This is a genomic window from Microvirga sp. HBU67558, assembly GCF_018069605.1.
Lineage (GTDB): Bacteria > Pseudomonadota > Alphaproteobacteria > Rhizobiales > Beijerinckiaceae > Microvirga > Microvirga terrae.
Map to the genome: position 1 here is coordinate 21,638 of NZ_JAGPUP010000544.1, position 18,124 is coordinate 39,761.

An 18,124-nucleotide genomic window follows, 5' to 3' on the forward strand; every position below is an offset into this window, starting at 1 on the left:
GCCGAGTTACACCTTCCCTCCCGATCACAGTATTCCCAAGGAGATCACAATGGATCCGGTTGCTTTCAAGTTCCTCGGCGCGGGCCTCGCCTGCATCGGCATGGGCCTCGCCGCCATGGGCGTCGGCAACATCTTCGGCAACTTCCTGTCCGGCGCTCTGCGCAACCCGTCGGCCGCTGACGGCCAGTTCGCCCGCGCGTTCATCGGCGCGGCGCTCGCAGAAGGTCTCGGCATCTTCTGCCTCGTCGTCGCTCTCGTTCTGCTCTTCACCTAATCTCGAAACGGTGATCGGGAGGTCGAGGCGTGCGAACGCTTCGCCTCGACAGGAGTGACGGCGGATTGAACCGCCGTCATTCATGTTTGTAGGATTCTTTATCCGTTAGGATCTGCTCCATGGCTCAGGCTCAAACGAACCACGCCACAACAGAGGCCCCCGGCGGCGCTCACGAGGACATCGGCTTTCCGCCCTTCGAGACGGAGACCTATGCCGGTCAGCTCCTGTGGCTCGCCATCACCTTCGTGGTGCTCTACACCCTGCTCTCACGGCTGGTCCTCCCTCGCCTGGGCGGAATCATCGAGAACCGCCGCGCGATGATCGCCAACGATCTCGACGACGCGGCCGCCATGAAATCCCGCGCGGAAGAAGCCGGCTCCGCCTACGAGAAGGCCCTCGCCGAAGCCAAGGGCCGGGCCCAGGCCCTCGCCCAGGAAACCCGTTCCAAGCTCGCGGCCGAGAGCGATGCCAAGCGCAAGGCGCTCGAGGCCGATCTCAACCAGCGTCTGGCCGAGTCCGAGGCGACCATCTCGGCCAAGAAGGCGGAAGCCATGAGCCACGTGGACGCCATCGCCCGCGACACCGCCTCCGCCATCATCGAGCGCCTGACCGGCAAGGCTCCGGCCCCGCAGAAGGTCGAGGCCGCTCTCAACCAGATCAAGGCCTGATCGGGAGATCCGCATGTTTCAAAGCGCTGAATTCTGGGTTGCGGTCGCCTTCGTCATCTTCTGGGGCATCCTGTTCTACAAGGGCGTTCCCGGGAATGTGCTGAACCAGCTCGATTCCCGCGGCAAGCGCATCGCCGGTGAACTGGCCGAGGCCAAGCGTCTGCGCCAGGACGCCGAGCGGCTCCTGAAGGAGTACGAGTCCAAGCGCGCCGCCGCCGAGCGCGAGGCCGCCGACATCGTGTCCAGCGCCCGCGACGAGGCCGAGCGTCTCGCCCGCGAAGCCCAGGAGAAGATGGCCGACTTCGTGAAGCGCCGCACGGCCACCGCCGAGGCCAAGATCGCCCAGGCCGAGTCCCAGGCTTCCGCCGAGGTGCGCGCGGCCGCCGTGGACGCCGCCATCCGGGCGTCCGAGCGCGTCCTGCGCGACGAGATCACCGGAGCCACCGCGGCCTCGTTTGTCACGTCCAGCCTCAGCGACGTGCGCTCGAAGCTGCAGTAAGGCTTCCGTCCGGACCCAACCCATCGAAGGCCGCCCCTCGAGGCGGCCTTTTTGCTTGGAGAGCATCATGCTGCTGATCTTCGACTGCGACGGTGTCCTGGTCGATTCGGAACCGTTGAGCTGCCGGATCGACGCCGAGATCCTGACGGAATGCGGCGTGCCCTACACGGCCGAGGACGTGGCCCGCGACTTCACCGGAGTGAGCATCAAGGACCAGATCGCGCGAATCGAATCGGAACGCGGCACCAGGCTCCCGGCCGACTTCACGGAGCGGCTCAACCGCACCCTGTTCCAGCGCTTCGAGACCGAGTTGAAGCCCATTCCGGGTGTGCGCGAGGCCATTTTGGCCCTGCCTTTCCGCCGCTGCGTCGCCTCCTCGTCCATCCCGGAGCGAATCGCTCTGTCGCTGCGCGTCACCGGCCTCGCGGACCTGTTCGACACCATCTTCAGCTCGACCCAGGTCGCGCGCGGAAAGCCGGCGCCGGACCTCTTCCTTCATGCGGCGAGGCAGATGAACGCCCGCCCCGAAGATTGCCTGGTCGTGGAGGATTCCATGGCGGGCGTTCAGGCGGCGATCGCCGCCGGCATGCGCGTCATCGGGTTTGCCGGCGGCGGCCATTGCGGACCGGGCCACGCAGAAAATCTGCGGCGGGCGGGAGCCCCTATCGTGATCAACCGGATGGCCGATCTGCCAGGGACTGTTCAAGAGCTGGCGTGAGTAGCCCGCGTCGCACGACCGACGGCCACTCGCTCAGTGCACGAACCCTTCAGGCGTCGGATTGCCCGAAATCTCCTGTCCGGCGGCCGAGAAGAGATCCGGGCGGACTTGACGGATCTTTTCTTCGAGCGGCACCGCAAGGGTTCGGGCATACTCCATCGTGATATGATGCGAATCCCTCAAGACCAAGACGTTGCCGATCACCGGGAAGCAGTGCGTCTCATCGCAGAACCGGTCGGTAAGATCGATAAAGCTCACGTTTGCCGGCTTATCGGCGAGCCTCGCGACGGGATCCACTCGATCAAAGATTTCGGATCGCGGTCGGGCACATTTCAGGATCGCGGCCGCGTTCGCATCCACGCATTCGATATTGCTCCTAGAGAAGCGAGCATTGTCCCGGACGGCAATGATCGTAATGCCCACTTGCGCTAAGCGTTCCCAGTGCTTCTGGTAGCCGAGTGGCACCTCCTCCTTCCAGTCCTGTGCATTGGCTCCGATTTTGCGGGTCGACGTCATGAAGACTGCATCTGGATGGAGGCGGATCAGGTTGACAAGCGCGCTTTCGTTCCACTTTCGACAATGCGAAGCGCCCCTTCCAGCCATGAAGGGACAGGCGCTCTTCGTGATCGCCACGATGGTCCAGCTGTTCTTGGAGGCGATGTCCTCGAGAGCCGGCAGCCAGTGTTCGGAATGGGAGCCGCCGACCAGGGCGATCGTCTTGCGAGCGCCTTCCTGCACACCGTACCGGCACAGGGTGACCTCAGGATCCCTTTCGTTCTGCTGGCAGCGATTGGCATGCTTGTGCCTGACCCGCTTGGTATCCGGGTAAACCGGTACGCCCGGCTGCAGGAGCCTTGCCCGCGACACCGGGAGAGACCCTCCGGGATAATCCCTGCTTCGGCTCTCCATGGCCCGCTGCTGGCGAACCTCCGCGATCTCGTTGGAGACGAGCCAAATTCCTGCCGTCACGAGAACGGGCAGCGCCAGCGCGGCCCCCGCCGCATGGACATGCCAGCTCGCTTTCCGTCCGATCGAGGAACGCTGGATGGGCCGCTCCAGCCAGCGGGCCGTCGCATAGGCTCCGCACAGGGCAATCGCGATCACGGCCAGACCGCCCCAGAGGCCGAGCTGCTTCTGACGGCTCACGATCAGGACGAAGATCAGCACAGGCCAATGCCAGAGATAGAACGAGAACGAGATTTCCCCTACGGCCACGAGCGGCCTCACGGCTAGGACCCGGGCGACGCCGAAGCGTGTCGTCTCGCCGCCCGACAGAAGGACGAATGCGGCTCCGAGGGTCGGCCACAGCGCCACGTATCCTGGATAATGGGCAGAGGCCGGGATGATGAAACCGCAACTCACCACGGCGGCCAGTCCAGTCCATCCGGCGACGTCCCGCAGCCGCCCGGGCAAACGCATGTGTGGAAGAGAAACCGCGAGCGCGCCCCCGAGGGCGAACTCCCAGACACGCGCGAGCGTATTGAAATAGGCCGGGGATGGATGAAGGCGCGTCTGCACGACCGAATAGGCAAGGGAGCCCGCGAACACGAGGGCCAGGGCCGCAGGATAGGCATAGGCCCCTGCGCGCAGCTTCTTCGCGGCACGGGGAACTGCGAGCATCAGGAACGGCCAGACCGCATAGAACTGCACCTGCACCGACAGGGCCCAGAACTGCTGGACCGGGCTCGGTGCCTCGTCTCGGGCGAGATAATCGACCGAGTTCATCATGAGCTTGACGTTCTCGAGATGAAAGGCGCTGTAGAAAATCTCGATAAGAAAGCCCTGCTGGCGGGACCGGGGCATCCACAGCACGGCCGCGGCCAGCGTCAGAGCCAGAATGACGTAGGTCATCGGAGCGATGCGTTTCGCGAGTCGCGCCCAGAAGGCAATGATACGAATCGTGCCTGTCTTCTGAACCTCCCTGTAGAGCGAACCGGTGATGAGAAAGCCCGAGATCACGAAAAAGACGTCGACCCCTCCGGACACGCGCCCTCCCCAGATATGGAAGATTGCAACGAGCAAAGCGCCGATCGTGCGGATGCCCTGAATCTCCGGGCGATAACTCGCGGAAGCCTTCCTGGAATCTATCATCGTGTCTGTCTTTGCCAGCCACGATGCCGGGCACCGTCTCACGAACTGCTACGCTCGATCGCGCAGGGGAGTTCCGGTCCCATGCGCCTGCCCGGCACCATTCACACTGCCGTTACGTTACAGCATCCATAGAGGAAACCGGGCTCTTTGCCTCCTCTCTGAACGGGGAGGCTGGCGGGTTTCTGAAACCGGGACGTGGATGGCAGCAGACCCGAAAACGACAATGCCGCCCGAGCGGGCGGCATTATCCTAAACCAGGATGGAGGGTGGGTCTTACTCCGCCGCTTCCGCCACCGGGACCGGCGGCGTCCACTTGAGAACCGGGCTGCGCGCCGCGCGGGTCTCGTCGAGGCGCCGGCGCGGGGCGTGGTAGGGAGCCCCGGTGAAGCGCTCCGTATCGCCGTTCTTCGCCGCCATGGCGAGGTCGCGCAGGGTAGCGATGAACAGGTCGAGGGACGACTTCGATTCGGATTCCGTCGGCTCGATCAGCATGGCGCCGTGCACCACCAGCGGGAAGTACATGGTCATCGGGTGATAGCCCTCGTCGATCATGGCCTTGGCCACGTCGAGGGTGGTCACGCCCGTATCCTTGAGCCATGAATCGTCGAACAGCACCTCGTGCATGCACGGCTTGTCGCCGAAGGGCAGCGACAGCAGATCCGACAGGCCCGCCCGGATGTAGTTGGCGTTGAGCACCGCATCCTCGGAGGCCTGCTTCATGCCGTCGGCGCCGTGCGAGAGCATGTAGGACAGAGCCCGCACATACATGCCCATCTGGCCGTGGAACGCCGTCATGCGGCCGAAGGGCTTTTCAGCCGCATCGGATTCCTGCTCCACCAGCTCGAATCCGCCCTTGCCGGCCCGCACGAACGGGACCGGCGCGAACGGCGCGAGACGCTCGGAGAGCACCACGGGACCGGAGCCCGGACCGCCGCCGCCGTGGGGCGTCGAGAAGGTCTTGTGCAGGTTGATGTGCATGGCGTCAACGCCGAGATCGCCCGGCTTCGCCTTGCCCACGATGGCGTTGAAGTTCGCGCCGTCGCAGTAGAAATAGGCGCCGGCGTCGTGGATCGCCTTGGCGATCTCCACCACCTGGGGTTCGAAGAGGCCGCAGGTATTGGGGTTCGTGAGCATGATCGCCGCGACGTCGGGGCCGAGCCGCTCCTTCACGTCCTCAACGTGCACCCAGCCGTCCTCGCGCGCCGGCACCGGCTTCACCTTGAAGCCGATGAGGGCGGCGGTCGCCGGGTTCGTGCCGTGCGCCGAATCAGGCACGAGCACCACGTTGCGGGTCGCGCCCTCGCCCTTGGCCTCGATGGCCGCCTTGATCGCCATCATGCCGCAGAGCTCGCCATGGGCGCCGGCCTTCGGCGACAGGGCCACGGCGGTCATGTTGGTGAGCGTGATCAGGTAGCGCCCGAGCTCGCTCATGAGCTCCAGCGCGCCCTGGACGGTGGAGACCGGCTGCAGCGGATGCACGTCGGAGAAGCCCGGCAGGCGGGCCATGCGCTCGTTGAGGCGCGCATTGTGCTTCATGGTGCAGGAGCCGAGCGGGAACAGGCCCGTGTCGATGCCGTAGTTCTGCTGGCTGAGGCGCACATAATGGCGCATGGTCTCGGGCTCTGAGAGGCCCGGCAGGCCGATGGGCTCCCGGCGCTCTAGGCCACCAAGGCGCGGCGCGAAATCCTCCGGCTCGTCGAGATCTACGCCGGTCGTGTCGGTGCGGCCGACCTCGAAGAGCAGCGGTTCGATCTGCGCCAGCGCCTTGTTGCCGGTGAAGGTCGGGTGAGACCCGCCGGCGGAGCCGGAAACAGGGCTGGCATCGCCCTGCAGGCGCGCCGCCTGATCGCCCATGCCGGCGGCGGGATCCGCCACGCCATGGGCCTGAGGTGCGGTGGGACGTCCCTGGCGGTTCAACATCACAGAACCTCCTTCAAGGCAGCCACAAAGGCCGCGCGGTCATCATCGGTGTTCACTTCGGTGGAAGCGACGAGCAAAAGGTTGTCGAGGCCGGCGCCCGGCATGAGTCGCGACACGGGCACGCCCGCGAGCACGCCCTTGTCGGCGAGACGCTCCACGACGTCGGCGGCGGGCTTCGCGAGCTTCACGGTGAATTCGTTGAAGAACGTCCGGTTGAGAACCTCGACACCCTTCACCTGGCCGAGCAGGTCCGCCAGCTTCACCGCGTTGGCATGGTTGATGCGCGCCAGACGCGTCAGCCCCGCCTCGCCGAGCAGCGTCATGTGGATGGTGAAGGCGAGCGAGCACAGCCCCGAATTGGTGCAGATGTTCGACGTCGCCTTGTCGCGGCGGATATGCTGCTCGCGTGTCGAGAGCGTGAGCACGAAGCCGCGGTTGCCATCCGCGTCGACCGTCTCGCCGCACAGGCGGCCCGGCATCTGGCGGATGTATTTGGACTGGGTGGCGAAGAGGCCCACGTAGGGCCCGCCGAAGTTCAGCGCGTTGCCGATCGACTGGCCCTCGCCCACCACGATGTCGGCCCCCATGCTGCCCGGCGACTTCAGGAGGCCGAGCGACACGACCTCCGTGAACACGGCGATCAGCAGCGCGCCGTGCTGGTGCGCCTTGTCGGCGATGGGCTTCAGGTCGCGCACGTTGCCGAACACGTCGGGCGTCTGCACGACCACGCAGGAGGTCTTGTCATCGATCTGCGAGAGGATGTCCTCGGTGCCGGCCACGTCCGGCGACAGAATGACGGTTTCGTCGCTTGCCATGTCGGACAGCGTCTTCACCACGTCGGCATAGTGCGGATGCAGGCCGCCGGAGAGAACCGCCTTGCGGCGCTTGGTGACCCGGTGCGCCATGAGCACCGCCTCGCCCGTGCCGGTCGAGCCGTCATACATGGAGGCATTCGCCACATCCATGCCGGTGAGTGCCGCCACCTGGGTCTGGAACTCGAACAGGTATTGCAGCGTGCCCTGCGCGATCTCGGGCTGATACGGCGTGTAGCTCGTCAGGAACTCGGAACGCTGGATCAGATGATCGACGGTTGCCGGAACATGGTGCTTGTAGGCGCCCGCGCCGACGAAGAACGGCACCGAGGACGCCGGGACGTTCTTGGCGGACATGCGGGAGAGGATCCGCTCCACGTCGAGCTCACCCTTGCGGCGCGGCAGGTCGACCGGCTCTGTCAGGAGCAGGTTCCTCGGCACGTCGGCGAACAATTCATCGACGTGGCTGACGCCGATCCGGGCGAGCATCTCGCCGCGGTCGGTGTCGGACAAAGGCAAATAGCGCATCGGCAAAAAACCTTGAGAGTTAGTGCGAGGGAATGCCCGCCACGACAATCTCCGTGAGGACGGAATTGGCGATGAAGCATTCCTTGTGGGCGAGGTGATGCATGTCGGCGAGCTGCTCCGGCGTCGGCTGCTTGTCGCCCGAGAATTCGATCCGCGGATCCAGGGCGATCCTGGACACGAAGAGCTTGCCGTTCTCGTTCTTGGTCATGATCCCGAGCGCTTCGTCCTCATAGAGGTCGACGACGAAACGCTTCTTGGCGGCGATCGACAGGAACGTCAGCATGTGGCAGCTGGAAACCGCCGCCACGAAGGCTTCCTCCGGGTCGACGGCGTCTTCCCGCGACAGGGGCAGCGGCACGACGGACGGCGATGCGGAGCCCGGCACCTCGACGCCGCCATCGAAGCGCCAGACGTGGCCACGGCTGTAGCGGTTGTCGGAGAAAACCTCGTCCGCTGCCCGCCTCCAGCGGATCGTCGCCTTGTAATCGTGCGCCATGGCCGCGTTCTCGTTCTAGGAGATCGACTTCACGAATTCCTGGTACTGCTCCTCGGTCATCAGACCGTCGAGCTCGCCCGGGTCCGTGAGGCGGATCTTCATGAACCAGCCGCGGCCGGCCGGATCCTCGTTCACCGTGCCCGGGGAAGCTTCCAGATCGCTGTTGACCTCGACCACCTCGCCGGAGACCGGCGCGTAGACTTCGCTCGCCGCCTTCACGCTCTCGACGACGGCAGCCTCGTCGCCCTTCGACAGGGTTTTGCCGACGCTCGGAAGCTCCACGAAAACTACGTCGCCGAGCTGGCCCTGAGCGTAGTCGGAGATACCCACGGTGCCGGCGTCGCCCTCGACGCGGATGTATTCGTGATCCTTGGTGTAGCGCGTGGTCATGATGGAATCCCTCTTCTTGAAATGTCAGCGCTTGTAGCGGTGGGGGGCGAACGGCATGGCGGCGACCTTGGCGGGCAGCGGCTTGCCGCGGACGATGAGGTGAAGGTCCGTGCCGGCGGCGGACACGTCCTTGGCGACATAACCCATGGCGACCGGTCCGTTGACGGTCGGACCGAAGCCCCCGGAGGTCACGATGCCGACCTCGCGACCGTCGGGCGTGGCGATGACGGCTCCCTCGCGGGCCGGCGCGCGGCCTTCCGGCCTGATGCCGACTCGGACGCGCTGAGCCCCGTCCTTGATTTCGCGCTGGACGCGCTCGGCTCCGGGAAAGCCCCCCTCCTCGCGGCGGCGCTTCTGGATCGACCAGATCAGGCCCGCCTCGATAGGCGAGGTCGTGGTGTCGATGTCATGGCCGTAGAGGCACAGGCCCGCCTCAAGCCGGAGCGAATCGCGTGCGCCGAGGCCGATGGCTTTCACCTCCGGGTCGGCCAGGAGCCTGGTCCAGAGCGTGGGCGCGTCCTTACCGTGGCAGGAGATCTCGAAGCCGTCCTCGCCGGTGTAGCCGGAGCGCGAGACGTGGCACCAGATCCCGTCGATCTGCACATCCGCCGACATCATGAAGGGCAGCGCGGCGGCCTCGGGCGCGAGCTTGGCCAGAACGGCCTCGGCGGACGGGCCCTGGAGGGCCATCAGGCCGAGATCGTCCTTGCGCTTGAGGGTGACGCCCTTGGGCAGCCGGGCTTCGATATGGGCGTAGTCGGCCTCCTTCATGGAGGCGTTCACCACCAGATAGAGCCAGCCCTCGTGACCAGGGGCGCCGACGCGGGTCACCATGAGGTCGTCGAGGATGCCGCCGTCATCCGCCAGCAGCTGCGAATAGCGCTGCTGGTTCGGCTTGAGGTTCAGCACGTCGGCGGGAATCAGCGCCTCGAGCGCCCGGGCCACGGTCTCGTGGCTCTTGTCCTCGGCGACCAGGAAGGCCTGCCCCATGTGGGAGACGTCGAACAGGCCCGCATGCTCGCGGGTCCAGTTGTGCTCGGTCAGGATGCCCGTGGGATACTGCACGGGCATGGCGTAGCCGGCGAAGGGCACCATGCGGGCGCCTAGGTTCACGTGCTCGGCATGGAGCGGGGTCTGCAGGAGCGGCTCGTCGCTAGGCGCATGCTCGGCCATGGGGTTCCCTCAAAGGTGCGCGTTCCATCGAGCCTTTCGGCCCGTTGCTGTGCGCCCCCTCTGTCCCGAGACCTGAGAGATTTCCCTTAACCGCTTGCGCGGCAGGTTACGCCCGTCGGTGGGCGACGTCGGAACGTCGCCGCTTTCCAGAGTGCCAGCTCCCACGCGGTCCTTTGGCCTGAGCGTTTCCGGGGCGGTTGCGCCTTCGGCGCCGGACCTTTGGGTCCGGTCTCTTCCGCGGGGATCATCGGCTGGGTTTAGCTCTGAAGAGGAAATCAGGTCCTGTCAACAAAGCAGGCTGCCGCACAGGATAACTCCCCGCCTTAATTGACGGCAGACCCCGGACACTCCATCTTAGGCGCCTCATCCACAGAAGGGGAGAAGCGCGGCCTGATCCGGTCAGCAGCTCCACGCATCGTTGCTCGAACTGATCATCGCTCTCGCTCTCGTCGCCCTCAACGGCGTCTTCGCACTTTCCGAACTCGCCATCGTGTCCGCCCGTCGGGCCCGCCTCAAGGCCATGGCCGAGCAGGGTCGTTCGGGCGCCACCACGGCCCTGACCCTCATGGAGGATTCAGGCCGCTTCCTGTCCACGGTCCAGATCGGCATCACCCTTGTGGGCATCCTGGCCGGCGCCTTCTCGGGCGCGGCCCTCGGCGACCGGCTGACCCAGATCTTCCTCGACCGCGGCATGCCCGAGGGCGCGGCCGAGCCTCTCGGCTATGGCATCGTAATCGGCATCATCACGTATCTTTCGATCGTCATCGGCGAGTTGGTGCCCAAGCAGCTGGCGCTCCGCAATCCGGAGGGCATCGCCTGCACCATGGCGCCCCTGATGCTGGTGCTCTCGAAGGTCGCCGCGCCTGCCGTCTGGCTTCTGAACGCCTCGACCAGCCTGATCTTCAGCCTGCTCGGAGCCAAGTCCGACGACGGCACGACCGTGACGGAAGAGGAGATCAAGATGCTCGTCGGCGAGGCCGAGAGCGCCGGCGTGATCGAGGAGGAGGAGCGCCGCATGATCTCGGGCGTGCTCCGCCTCGGAGACAGGACGGTGCGCGGGCTCATGACCCCCCGCACGGACGTGGACTGGATCGACCTCGACGACGACGAGGACTCCATCCGCGCACTGCTGATCGAGACCCCGCATTCCCGCCTGCCCGTCAGCGAGGGAACGCCCGACAACGTGATCGGCGTCGTTCAGTCGCGGGAGCTCCTGGCGGCCCTGCTGTCGGGCCAGCCTCTCGATATCCGCGGCCACGTTCAGCAGGCCCCCGTCATCCCCGATACGCTCTATGCCCTCGACGCCCTGGCGACCCTGCGCGACGCCGAGGTCCCGATGGCGATCGTCCATGACGAATACGGCCATTTCGAAGGGGTCGTGACCCCGGCGGACGCCCTGGAGGCCATCGTGGGCGCGTTCCGGTCCGATGGCGAGGCGCCGGAACCCGACGCCATCCGCCGCGACGACGGCTCCTGGCTGCTCGCCGGATCGATGCCCGTGGACGAAATGGCCGAGGTTCTCGGCGTCACGCTGCCCGAGACCCGCAGCTACCACACGGTCGGCGGCCTGGTGATCAGCGAACTCCAGCATCTGCCCAACACGGGCGAGCACGTGGACACCCTCGGCTGGCGCTTCGAGGTGATCGATCTCGACGAACGCCGCATCGACAAGGTCCTGGCCGCCCCGCTCAATCAGCGGGCGGGCGCCGCCGCGCTCTACTAACGCATCGTGCGGACGATGCGCTGCCTAAGGCATTGAGCGTCGGAGCGATCCGACGCTCTGGAGCTTAGCCGCGGCGACCCCGGGCCGGCGCACCGCCGAGGCCGACCTCGATCTCGAAGTCGTTGGCCGAAGAGGCGGGCACGACGATGCCTTCCTCGACCACCGACACGGTCGTCTGGGTCTGACCCGCCGGGATCGCAGCCGCCACGCGGCGGGACCGGTTGGCGAAGACCGTCGACCCGTCCTTCACCACGATATGGACCGGGATGTCGTAGCGGCCGGCCGACCCACCGACGCCGATGAGCGCCCGCGCCTCGATGCCGACCTTGACCAGAGTCGAGCCGTCCGCCTGGCCGATGCATTCGCGGGCCAGGTCGCCGAGGGAGATCTGGCTCCGGACAGAGCCCGCCTCCCCGCTTCCGCGAACCTGGATGGCGGAGCCCCCGTCCACGACCTCGACGGCCGGACAATAGACATCGTCGAGCTGCGCCGCCTTGACCTGAGCCGGTGCCTGCGAGGCACCGGCGGTGAGCAGCATGTCGCCCATGCCGAAACCGCCTTCTCCCGACGTGCCGCAGCCCGTCAGGGCCGACAGGCCGACCACGGCAAGCGCCCACCCGGCCTTCCGGCCCAATCCTTCTCTCATGATCGCCCCCACGTTCTTGTTCACCGCTTACGGCAAGGCATCGAACCCGGCCGCGAATCCGTTCAGGGATACGGGAATGCCGATCCCCTCCTCAGGCGTCTGGAAGACGATGAAGGTGGCCGCCTGACCCGACTTCATCTGGCTGATCAGGTTGTCCTCCATCACCACCTCGGCCACGCATCCCGTGGCCAGGCAGCGGACGAACCCGGCGCGGCCGATATCCGTCTGGTCGATCTTGAGGCCCAGACCCGACGGCAACAGAATACCAAGAGGTGCGACGACGCGCAGGAGGCGGCTTTTGCCGTCGGCGGTTTTCAACACGATAATGACGAGCGTGACGTTGGGCCGATCCTCGGCGACCACGTTCTGCACGAGGGCGCATTGCTCGGCCGTGGCGCCGGCCGGTGTCTCGCAGCGCATCTGCCACTCGCCGAAAGTGTTCTTGACCATGCCCTGAGCGCTGGCGCCGCTGGCCCCGAACAGGGCCGACAGCCCCAGGATTGCCGCCGCACAATGGCGAGCCCACCGCGATGCGCCCATCGGTTTCTCCATCTGTTAACCCTGCCAGAGGGTCGCGGCCGGCCGCCGCTTCCAAGTCCAATGTTGGCCCGTTGGGACCATGGCAGGGGGCGCGATGTCAAGCGAGAGGGGCCGATTGGAAGGCCGAATTGCGTTTTGGCGGTTATGACGCACAGTTTGGAACGCTTCTACCGTTGCGCTTCATCGCGTCCTGTGATCTTTGACGCAGATCAAAGGTGATGGCGCAAGCCGGGCACCGCTTTCCGCACGCCCGCGCCTTCCCCGATGCTTTCATGGCCCTGGGCCATCACATCTTTAGGAGCTTTGGAACGCCGATGCGGATCGAGACTGGACGTCGATCGGTGACCGCCCTCTCCACGGCAGCGGTCGCACTTGTGTTGGGCATAAGTGAGGCGTGGGCCGCCGCCGGCCGGCCTTCCCCATGGGAAACCGGCATGCAGGAGATGGTGACCGAGTTGGGACAGAGCGTGTCCAACTTCCACACCTACCTGGTTTGGCTGATCACCGTGATCTGCCTCTTCGTGCTGGCGCTGCTCCTCGTGATCGTCGCCCGATTCAACGAGAACAAGAACCCGGTTCCCTCGCGGACCACCCACAACACCCTCCTCGAGGTGGCCTGGACCATCGTGCCGGTCCTGATCCTCGTAGCGATCGCCATTCCGTCCTTCCGCCTCCTGCGCCAGCAGCTCGTGCCGCCGCAGGCCGACATCGTCGTGAAGGCGACCGGCTATTCCTGGTATTGGGGGTACGAGTACCCGGCCGACCAGGGCGGCGGCTTCAAGTTCGATTCGAACATGATCACGGAAGCCAAGGACCTGAAGCCCGACCAGCCGCGTCTGCTGGGCGCCGACAACGCCATGGTCGTGCCGGTCGGCAAGGTCGTGCGGGTCCAGGTGACTTCGGCGGACGTGATCCACGCCTTCGCCATGCCGTCCTTCTACATCAAGGTCGATGCGGTCCCCGGACGCCTGAACGAGACTTGGTTCAAGGCCGAGAAGGAAGGCGTCTATTTCGGCCAGTGCTCGGAGCTCTGCGGCAACGGCCACCCCTACATGCCGATCGAAATCCGCGTCGTGAGCGAGCAGCAATATGCCGCCTGGCTGACCGAGGCGAAGCAGAAGTATGCTTCGACCGAGGGCTCCGCTCCGCTCAAGTTCGCGACCGCCCAGTAATCGTAAGAAGGACCACAGAGGTCTCATCATGGCACATGCAGCTGATGCCGCTCACGCGGATCACCACGATCACCTTCCGAGCTTCTGGCGCCGGTGGTTCTACTCTACGAACCACAAGGATATCGGAACGCTCTATCTCATCTTCGGCTTCACGGCCGGCATCGTCGGCGGCCTGCTGTCGATCGGCATGCGCCTGGAGCTCCAGGAGCCGGGTCTGCAGTTCTTCTCCAACCCGCAGGCGTTCAACGTCTTCGTGACGGGCCACGGCCTCATCATGGTGTTCTTCATGGTGATGCCCACGCTCATCGGCGGCTTCGGCAACTGGTTCATCCCGATCATGATCGGCGCGCCCGACATGGCCTTCCCGCGGATGAACAACATCTCCTACTGGCTCACCGTCGCGGCCTTCTGCCTGATGCTCTGCTCGCTCTTCGTCGAGGGCGCTCCGGGCTCGCTCGGCTTCGGCGGCGGCTGGACGGTCTATCCGCCGCTCTCGGTCACCGGCCATCCGGGCCCCGCGCTCGACTTCGGCATCCTGGCCCTGCACCTTGCCGGTGCCGCCTCGATCCTCGGCGCGATCAACTTCATCACGACGATCCTCAACATGCGCGCTCCGGGCATGACGCTGCACAAGATGCCGCTGTTCGCCTGGTCCATGCTGGTGACCGCGTTCCTGCTGCTCCTGTCGCTGCCGGTTCTCGCGGGCGCGATCACGATGCTGCTCACCGACCGTAACTTCGGCACGACCTTCTTCGAGCCGTCGGGCGGCGGCGATCCGGTGCTCTACCAGCACCTGTTCTGGTTCTTCGGCCACCCCGAAGTGTACATCATGATCCTGCCGGCCTTCGGCATCGTGTCCCACATCATCTCCACCTTCTCCAAGAAGCCGATCTTCGGCTATCTGGGCATGGCCTACGCCATGGTGGCGATCGGCGTGGTCGGCTTCGTCGTGTGGGCGCACCACATGTACACGGTCGGCCTCTCGCTCCAGACCCAGGCCTACTTCGTGTTCGCCACGATGGTGATCGCGGTTCCGACCGGCGTGAAGATCTTCTCGTGGATCGCCACCATGTGGGGCGGGTCCATCCGCTTCACGGCGGCCATGCAATGGGCCGTGGGCTTCGTGTTCCTGTTCACGGTCGGCGGCGTCACAGGCGTCGTGCTGGCGAATGCTCCCGTCGACCGCTACATGCACGACACCTACTACGTGGTGGCTCACTTCCACTACGTGCTGTCGCTGGGCGCCGTCTTCGTGATCTTCGCGGGCATCTACTACTGGTTCCCGAAGATCACCGGCTACGTCATGCCCGAATGGATCGGCCAGCTGCACTTCTGGGTCGCGTTCATCGGCGCCAACGTGCTGTTCTTCCCGATGCACTTCCTCGGGCTGTCCGGCATGCCGCGCCGCTACGCGGATTATCCGGACGCCTTCGCGGGCTGGAACATGGTCTCGTCGATCGGCTCCTACATCTTCTTCGCCGGGCTCTTCATCTTCATGTTCGGCGTGGTCTATGCCTTCATCCGCAAGGAGCGGGCTGCCGACAATCCGTGGGGCGAGGGTGCGACGACGCTGGAATGGACCCTGTCCTCCCCGCCTCCGTACCACCAGTTCGAGACGCTGCCCCGCGTCATCGACACCGGGCACTAAAATCAGACGAGTGGGCGGCATCGCGCCGCCCGCTCCTCCCCAGAGGGCTTGCGACGCCAAGCCCTCCGGCGAGGAGCCGACCATCCGGAGGCCTTTTCGGCCTCGTCCCGGCATTTCGGAAGATCACCAGTAATGAGCACCATGTCGAACAGTCTGGCCGAGAACCACGCAGAGCACCTTGCCACGGCAGGCCTCTCGCAGGGGGAGGTGTCCGACTTTTTCGCCCTTCTCAAGCCGCGCGTGATGTTTCTCGTCGTGTTCACGGCGCTCGTCGGCATGGTCGTAAGCCACCCCGACGTCCATCCGGTCGTGGCCTTCGTGTCGCTTCTGATGATTGCCATCGGGGGCGGCGCGTCGGGATGCCTGAACATGTGGTGGGACGCGGACATCGACGCCGTCATGACCCGCACCCGCAAACGTCCGATCCCGGCCGGCAAGATCCAGCCGGGCGAGGCGCTGGCCTTCGGCGTGACGCTCGCGGCCGGATCGGTGATGATCCTGGGTCTTGCCAGCAACTGGCTCGCGGCCGGTCTGCTCGCCTTCACGATCTTCTTCTACGTGGTCGTCTATTCCATGTGGCTGAAGCGCACGACGCCGCAGAACATCGTCATCGGGGGCGCCGCCGGCGCCCTTCCTCCGATCGTCGCGCAGGCCGCCGTGACGGGCCACGTCGCCTGGGACAGCGTGGTACTGTTCGCCATCATCTTCATGTGGACCCCGCCGCATTTCTGGGCCCTGGCCCTGGTCAAGTCCGGCGATTACGAGCGCGCCGGGATCCCCATGATGCCGAACGTGGCCGGGCCCGATTCCACACGCTTCCAGATCCTGGCCTACACAATCCTCCTCGCTCCGCTCGGCCTCGCTCCCGTAGCCCTGGGCTTCGGCGGCCTGGCCTATGCGATCATCGCGCTGATCGGCGGCCTCGGAATGCTGGCGCTCGCCGTGCAGGTCTACCGCCTGCGCCAAGGCGAGCCGGCCATGCGCGTCGCCCAGCAATTGTTCGGCTTCTCGATCCTTTATCTTTTCCTGCTCTTCGCGACCCTTCTCGCGGAGCATGGCTTCGGCCTCTTCCGCCCGGTGCTGGGGTAATCGGATGAAGGACCGCATCGACTACGTCCGCCTGACCCCGGAGGAGCAGAAGCGCCGCCGCAGGCGCTCCGTGGCTCTGGCTCTGACGCTCGCGGCCTTCTGCATCCTGCTCTTCGCCATCACGCTTGCGAAGCTCGGGCCGGGCGTCCTTCAGCGTCCCCTGTGAGGCTCCCATGGCAGAAACCACCAACCTCCAGCGCAAGATGCACCGCACGGCCTTCGCGTGCGTCGGCGTCGCCGTCGGAATGGTCGGCCTCGCCTATGCGTCCGTGCCGCTCTACGATCTCTTCTGCAAGGTCACCGGCTTCGGCGGCACGCCGATCGTGCGCGACGCCAACGGCTCTGAGGTCATGGACCGGACGATCGCCGTCCGCTTCGACTCCAACGTCGCGCCCGGCCTGAGCTGGCGCTTCGCGCCGGAAAAGCCCGAAGTCACGGTTAGGCTCGGCGAGACCACGACGGTCTACTACAAGGTCACTAACACCGGCGACAAGCCGAGCACGGGCATCGCGACGTACAACGTGCAGCCCGATCTCGCCGGCACCTACTTTTCCAAGCTCGAATGCTTCTGCTTCACGGAGCAGACCCTGCAGCCGGGCGAGACCCTGGAATCCGCGGTCGTGTTCTACGTCGATCCCCGCCTCGTGCAGGACAACGACGTGAAGGACCTGACCTCCCTCACCCTCTCCTACACCTACTTCCCCTCCAAGGGGGGCAAGCCGGCGGCGGAGGTGACATCTTCCACCAAACCCATCGCTCAATAAGGGACGTGACAACTTAAGCGGAAACGTCTTAAAGCGAGTTCACATTCGAGGCACGGAGACGACACGAAATGGCCGAGGCCCACGCCAAGAACCACGACTACCACATTCTTGAACCGAGCCCGTGGCCGCTCGTCGGCGCGGTCAGCGCCTTCCTGATGGCGTCCGGGTTCGTGACATGGTGGAAGGACATCGCCATCGCCGGGATGCATCTCGGCCCCTTCATCTTCGGCGCCGGCATCATCGGCGTGCTCTACACCATGCTGAGCTGGTGGACCGACGTGGTGAAGGAAGCCAACACCGGCTTCCACACTCGCGTGGTGCAGCTCCACCACCGCTACGGCATGATCATGTTCATCGCCTCCGAGGTGATGTTCTTCGCGGCCTGGTTCTGGGCTTATTTCGATGCCGCCCTCTACGCCGGCGATCCTCAGCTCTATGCGCGGGTCGAGGCGCTCGGCGGCGTATGGCCGCCCAAGGGCATCGAAACCTTCGATCCCTGGCACCTGCCTCTCCTCAACACCCTGATCCTGCTCACCTCCGGCACCACGGTCACCTGGGCGCACCACGCGCTCCTGGAGAACGACCGCCAGGGCCTCAAGGCGGGCCTGTGGCTCACGGTACTCCTGGGTGCGATCTTCACCTGCGTTCAGGCCTACGAATACAGCCACGCCACCTTCGGGTTCAAAGGCAACATCTACGGCGCCACCTTCTTCATGGCGACGGGCTTCCACGGCGCGCACGTGATCATCGGCACGATCTTCCTGGCCGTCTGCCTGCTGCGCGCCTATCGCGGCGACTTCACGCCCAAGCAGCACCTCGGCTTCGAGTTCGCCGCCTGGTACTGGCACTTCGTCGACGTGGTGTGGCTCTTCCTCTTCGCGGCCATCTACGTGTGGGGCTACGGCGGCGCGGTCGCCGGCGGCGGCCACTGAAACCGCTCATTGCAGCATGATCGAGCAGGGGCGGCTCTCAA

Annotated in this window: 19 protein-coding genes and 1 riboswitch; of the genes, 11 read left to right on the plus strand and 8 right to left on the minus strand. The window is 65.5% G+C overall.

Features of this window, described 5'->3' with window-relative positions; genetic code table 11:
• Positions 1 to 49 precede the first annotated feature (49 nt).
• The 4 genes from KBI52_RS21530 (at position 50) to KBI52_RS21545 (ending at position 2,159) form a co-directional block, all read left to right on the plus strand.
• Positions 50 to 274 (plus strand): F0F1 ATP synthase subunit C, encoded by a 225-nt coding sequence (locus KBI52_RS21530; protein WP_009764739.1) that lies wholly within the window; start codon positions 50 to 52, stop codon positions 272 to 274.
• A 119-nt stretch (positions 275 to 393) separates the two neighbouring features.
• The gene (locus KBI52_RS21535) at positions 394 to 942 is read left to right on the plus strand and encodes a F0F1 ATP synthase subunit B' (protein ID WP_173946094.1); all 549 of its coding nucleotides are present in this window, start codon (positions 394 to 396) and stop codon (positions 940 to 942) included.
• A gap of 13 nt (positions 943 to 955) precedes the next feature.
• Positions 956 to 1,441 (plus strand): ATP F0F1 synthase subunit B, encoded by a 486-nt coding sequence (locus KBI52_RS21540; RefSeq protein ID WP_210811592.1) that lies wholly within the window; start codon positions 956 to 958, stop codon positions 1,439 to 1,441.
• Between the two features lie 67 nt (positions 1,442 to 1,508).
• Complete coding sequence (locus KBI52_RS21545; protein ID WP_210811596.1) at positions 1,509 to 2,159, plus strand: HAD family phosphatase; 651 nt, start codon at positions 1,509 to 1,511, stop codon at positions 2,157 to 2,159.
• A 33-nt stretch (positions 2,160 to 2,192) separates the two neighbouring features.
• Here KBI52_RS21545 and KBI52_RS21550 read toward each other — a convergent pair whose 3' ends face one another.
• From KBI52_RS21550 to gcvT, 6 genes are all read right to left on the minus strand, one after another.
• A complete protein-coding gene (locus KBI52_RS21550) occupies positions 2,193 to 4,250 on the minus strand; it encodes an acyltransferase family protein (RefSeq protein WP_210811600.1) in 2,058 nt (685 codons plus the stop codon).
• A 273-nt stretch (positions 4,251 to 4,523) separates the two neighbouring features.
• On the minus strand, positions 4,524 to 6,170 hold the full coding sequence (gene gcvPB, locus KBI52_RS21555) for an aminomethyl-transferring glycine dehydrogenase subunit GcvPB (protein ID WP_247654552.1): 1,647 nt from the start codon (positions 6,168 to 6,170) through the stop codon (positions 4,524 to 4,526).
• Positions 6,170 to 7,510, minus strand: a complete 1,341-nt coding sequence (gene gcvPA, locus KBI52_RS21560) for an aminomethyl-transferring glycine dehydrogenase subunit GcvPA (RefSeq protein WP_210811602.1) — start codon at positions 7,508 to 7,510, stop codon at positions 6,170 to 6,172. Before gcvPA ends, gcvPB begins: the two co-directional genes overlap by 1 nt.
• A gap of 19 nt (positions 7,511 to 7,529) precedes the next feature.
• A complete protein-coding gene (locus KBI52_RS21565; protein ID WP_210811606.1) occupies positions 7,530 to 8,006 on the minus strand; it encodes an OsmC family protein in 477 nt (158 codons plus the stop codon).
• A gap of 15 nt (positions 8,007 to 8,021) precedes the next feature.
• Positions 8,022 to 8,396, minus strand: coding sequence for a glycine cleavage system protein GcvH (gcvH, locus tag KBI52_RS21570; protein ID WP_173946100.1), 375 nt, complete (start codon positions 8,394 to 8,396; stop codon positions 8,022 to 8,024).
• A 24-nt stretch (positions 8,397 to 8,420) separates the two neighbouring features.
• Entirely contained in the window at positions 8,421 to 9,569 is a 1,149-nt protein-coding gene (gene gcvT / locus KBI52_RS21575; protein ID WP_210811609.1) for a glycine cleavage system aminomethyltransferase GcvT, read from the minus strand.
• A gap of 156 nt (positions 9,570 to 9,725) precedes the next feature.
• A riboswitch (glycine riboswitch) is annotated at positions 9,726 to 9,817 on the minus strand.
• Positions 9,818 to 9,987: 170 nt separating this feature from the next.
• Here gcvT and KBI52_RS21580 point away from each other — a divergent pair.
• Positions 9,988 to 11,292 (plus strand): hemolysin family protein, encoded by a 1,305-nt coding sequence (locus tag KBI52_RS21580; RefSeq protein WP_173946102.1) that lies wholly within the window; start codon positions 9,988 to 9,990, stop codon positions 11,290 to 11,292.
• Positions 11,293 to 11,356: 64 nt separating this feature from the next.
• On the opposite strand, the gene KBI52_RS21585 is transcribed toward KBI52_RS21580, so the two are convergent.
• Positions 11,357 to 11,938, minus strand: a complete 582-nt coding sequence (locus tag KBI52_RS21585; protein ID WP_210811610.1) for a hypothetical protein — start codon at positions 11,936 to 11,938, stop codon at positions 11,357 to 11,359.
• Positions 11,939 to 11,965: 27 nt separating this feature from the next.
• Positions 11,966 to 12,478 carry an invasion associated locus B family protein gene (locus KBI52_RS21590; RefSeq protein ID WP_173946104.1) on the minus strand — a complete coding sequence of 171 codons (513 nt, stop codon included), beginning with the start codon at positions 12,476 to 12,478 and terminating at the stop codon, positions 11,966 to 11,968.
• A 314-nt stretch (positions 12,479 to 12,792) separates the two neighbouring features.
• Here KBI52_RS21590 and coxB point away from each other — a divergent pair, with 314 nt between their 5' ends.
• From coxB to KBI52_RS21620, 6 genes are all read left to right on the plus strand, one after another.
• Positions 12,793 to 13,650 carry a cytochrome c oxidase subunit II gene (gene coxB, locus KBI52_RS21595; RefSeq protein ID WP_173946105.1) on the plus strand — a complete coding sequence of 286 codons (858 nt, stop codon included), beginning with the start codon at positions 12,793 to 12,795 and terminating at the stop codon, positions 13,648 to 13,650.
• A gap of 28 nt (positions 13,651 to 13,678) precedes the next feature.
• On the plus strand, positions 13,679 to 15,298 hold the full coding sequence (gene ctaD / locus KBI52_RS21600) for a cytochrome c oxidase subunit I (RefSeq protein ID WP_210811611.1): 1,620 nt from the start codon (positions 13,679 to 13,681) through the stop codon (positions 15,296 to 15,298).
• A gap of 132 nt (positions 15,299 to 15,430) precedes the next feature.
• Positions 15,431 to 16,387, plus strand: coding sequence for a heme o synthase (locus KBI52_RS21605; RefSeq protein ID WP_210811613.1), 957 nt, complete (start codon positions 15,431 to 15,433; stop codon positions 16,385 to 16,387).
• Positions 16,388 to 16,391: 4 nt separating this feature from the next.
• A complete protein-coding gene (locus tag KBI52_RS21610) occupies positions 16,392 to 16,553 on the plus strand; it encodes a hypothetical protein (protein WP_173946192.1) in 162 nt (53 codons plus the stop codon).
• 7 nt (positions 16,554 to 16,560) lie between these two features.
• Positions 16,561 to 17,151, plus strand: coding sequence for a cytochrome c oxidase assembly protein (locus tag KBI52_RS21615; RefSeq protein ID WP_210811616.1), 591 nt, complete (start codon positions 16,561 to 16,563; stop codon positions 17,149 to 17,151).
• A 68-nt stretch (positions 17,152 to 17,219) separates the two neighbouring features.
• The gene (locus KBI52_RS21620) at positions 17,220 to 18,083 is read left to right on the plus strand and encodes a cytochrome c oxidase subunit 3 (RefSeq protein WP_173946194.1); all 864 of its coding nucleotides are present in this window, start codon (positions 17,220 to 17,222) and stop codon (positions 18,081 to 18,083) included.
• Positions 18,084 to 18,124: the final 41 nt, after the last annotated feature.

Bases quoted from the DNA above. Each gene is read 5' to 3' on its own strand.
- KBI52_RS21530 (WP_009764739.1), top strand. From the start codon at position 50: ATGGATCCGGTTGCTTTCAAGTTCCTCGGCGCGGGCCTCGCCTGCATC.
- KBI52_RS21535 (WP_173946094.1), top strand. From the start codon at position 394: ATGGCTCAGGCTCAAACGAACCACGCCACAACAGAGGCCCCCGGCGGC.
- KBI52_RS21540 (WP_210811592.1), top strand. From the start codon at position 956: ATGTTTCAAAGCGCTGAATTCTGGGTTGCGGTCGCCTTCGTCATCTTC.
- KBI52_RS21545 (WP_210811596.1), top strand. From the start codon at position 1,509: ATGCTGCTGATCTTCGACTGCGACGGTGTCCTGGTCGATTCGGAACCG.
- KBI52_RS21550 (WP_210811600.1), bottom strand. From the start codon at position 4,250: ATGATAGATTCCAGGAAGGCTTCCGCGAGTTATCGCCCGGAGATTCAG.
- gcvPB (WP_247654552.1), bottom strand. From the start codon at position 6,170: ATGTTGAACCGCCAGGGACGTCCCACCGCACCTCAGGCCCATGGCGTG.
- gcvPA (WP_210811602.1), bottom strand. From the start codon at position 7,510: ATGCGCTATTTGCCTTTGTCCGACACCGACCGCGGCGAGATGCTCGCC.
- KBI52_RS21565 (WP_210811606.1), bottom strand. From the start codon at position 8,006: ATGGCGCACGATTACAAGGCGACGATCCGCTGGAGGCGGGCAGCGGAC.
- gcvH (WP_173946100.1), bottom strand. From the start codon at position 8,396: ATGACCACGCGCTACACCAAGGATCACGAATACATCCGCGTCGAGGGC.
- gcvT (WP_210811609.1), bottom strand. From the start codon at position 9,569: ATGGCCGAGCATGCGCCTAGCGACGAGCCGCTCCTGCAGACCCCGCTC.
- KBI52_RS21585 (WP_210811610.1), bottom strand. From the start codon at position 11,938: ATGAGAGAAGGATTGGGCCGGAAGGCCGGGTGGGCGCTTGCCGTGGTC.
- KBI52_RS21590 (WP_173946104.1), bottom strand. From the start codon at position 12,478: ATGGGCGCATCGCGGTGGGCTCGCCATTGTGCGGCGGCAATCCTGGGG.
- coxB (WP_173946105.1), top strand. From the start codon at position 12,793: ATGCGGATCGAGACTGGACGTCGATCGGTGACCGCCCTCTCCACGGCA.
- ctaD (WP_210811611.1), top strand. From the start codon at position 13,679: ATGGCACATGCAGCTGATGCCGCTCACGCGGATCACCACGATCACCTT.
- KBI52_RS21605 (WP_210811613.1), top strand. From the start codon at position 15,431: ATGAGCACCATGTCGAACAGTCTGGCCGAGAACCACGCAGAGCACCTT.
- KBI52_RS21610 (WP_173946192.1), top strand. From the start codon at position 16,392: ATGAAGGACCGCATCGACTACGTCCGCCTGACCCCGGAGGAGCAGAAG.
- KBI52_RS21615 (WP_210811616.1), top strand. From the start codon at position 16,561: ATGGCAGAAACCACCAACCTCCAGCGCAAGATGCACCGCACGGCCTTC.
- KBI52_RS21620 (WP_173946194.1), top strand. From the start codon at position 17,220: ATGGCCGAGGCCCACGCCAAGAACCACGACTACCACATTCTTGAACCG.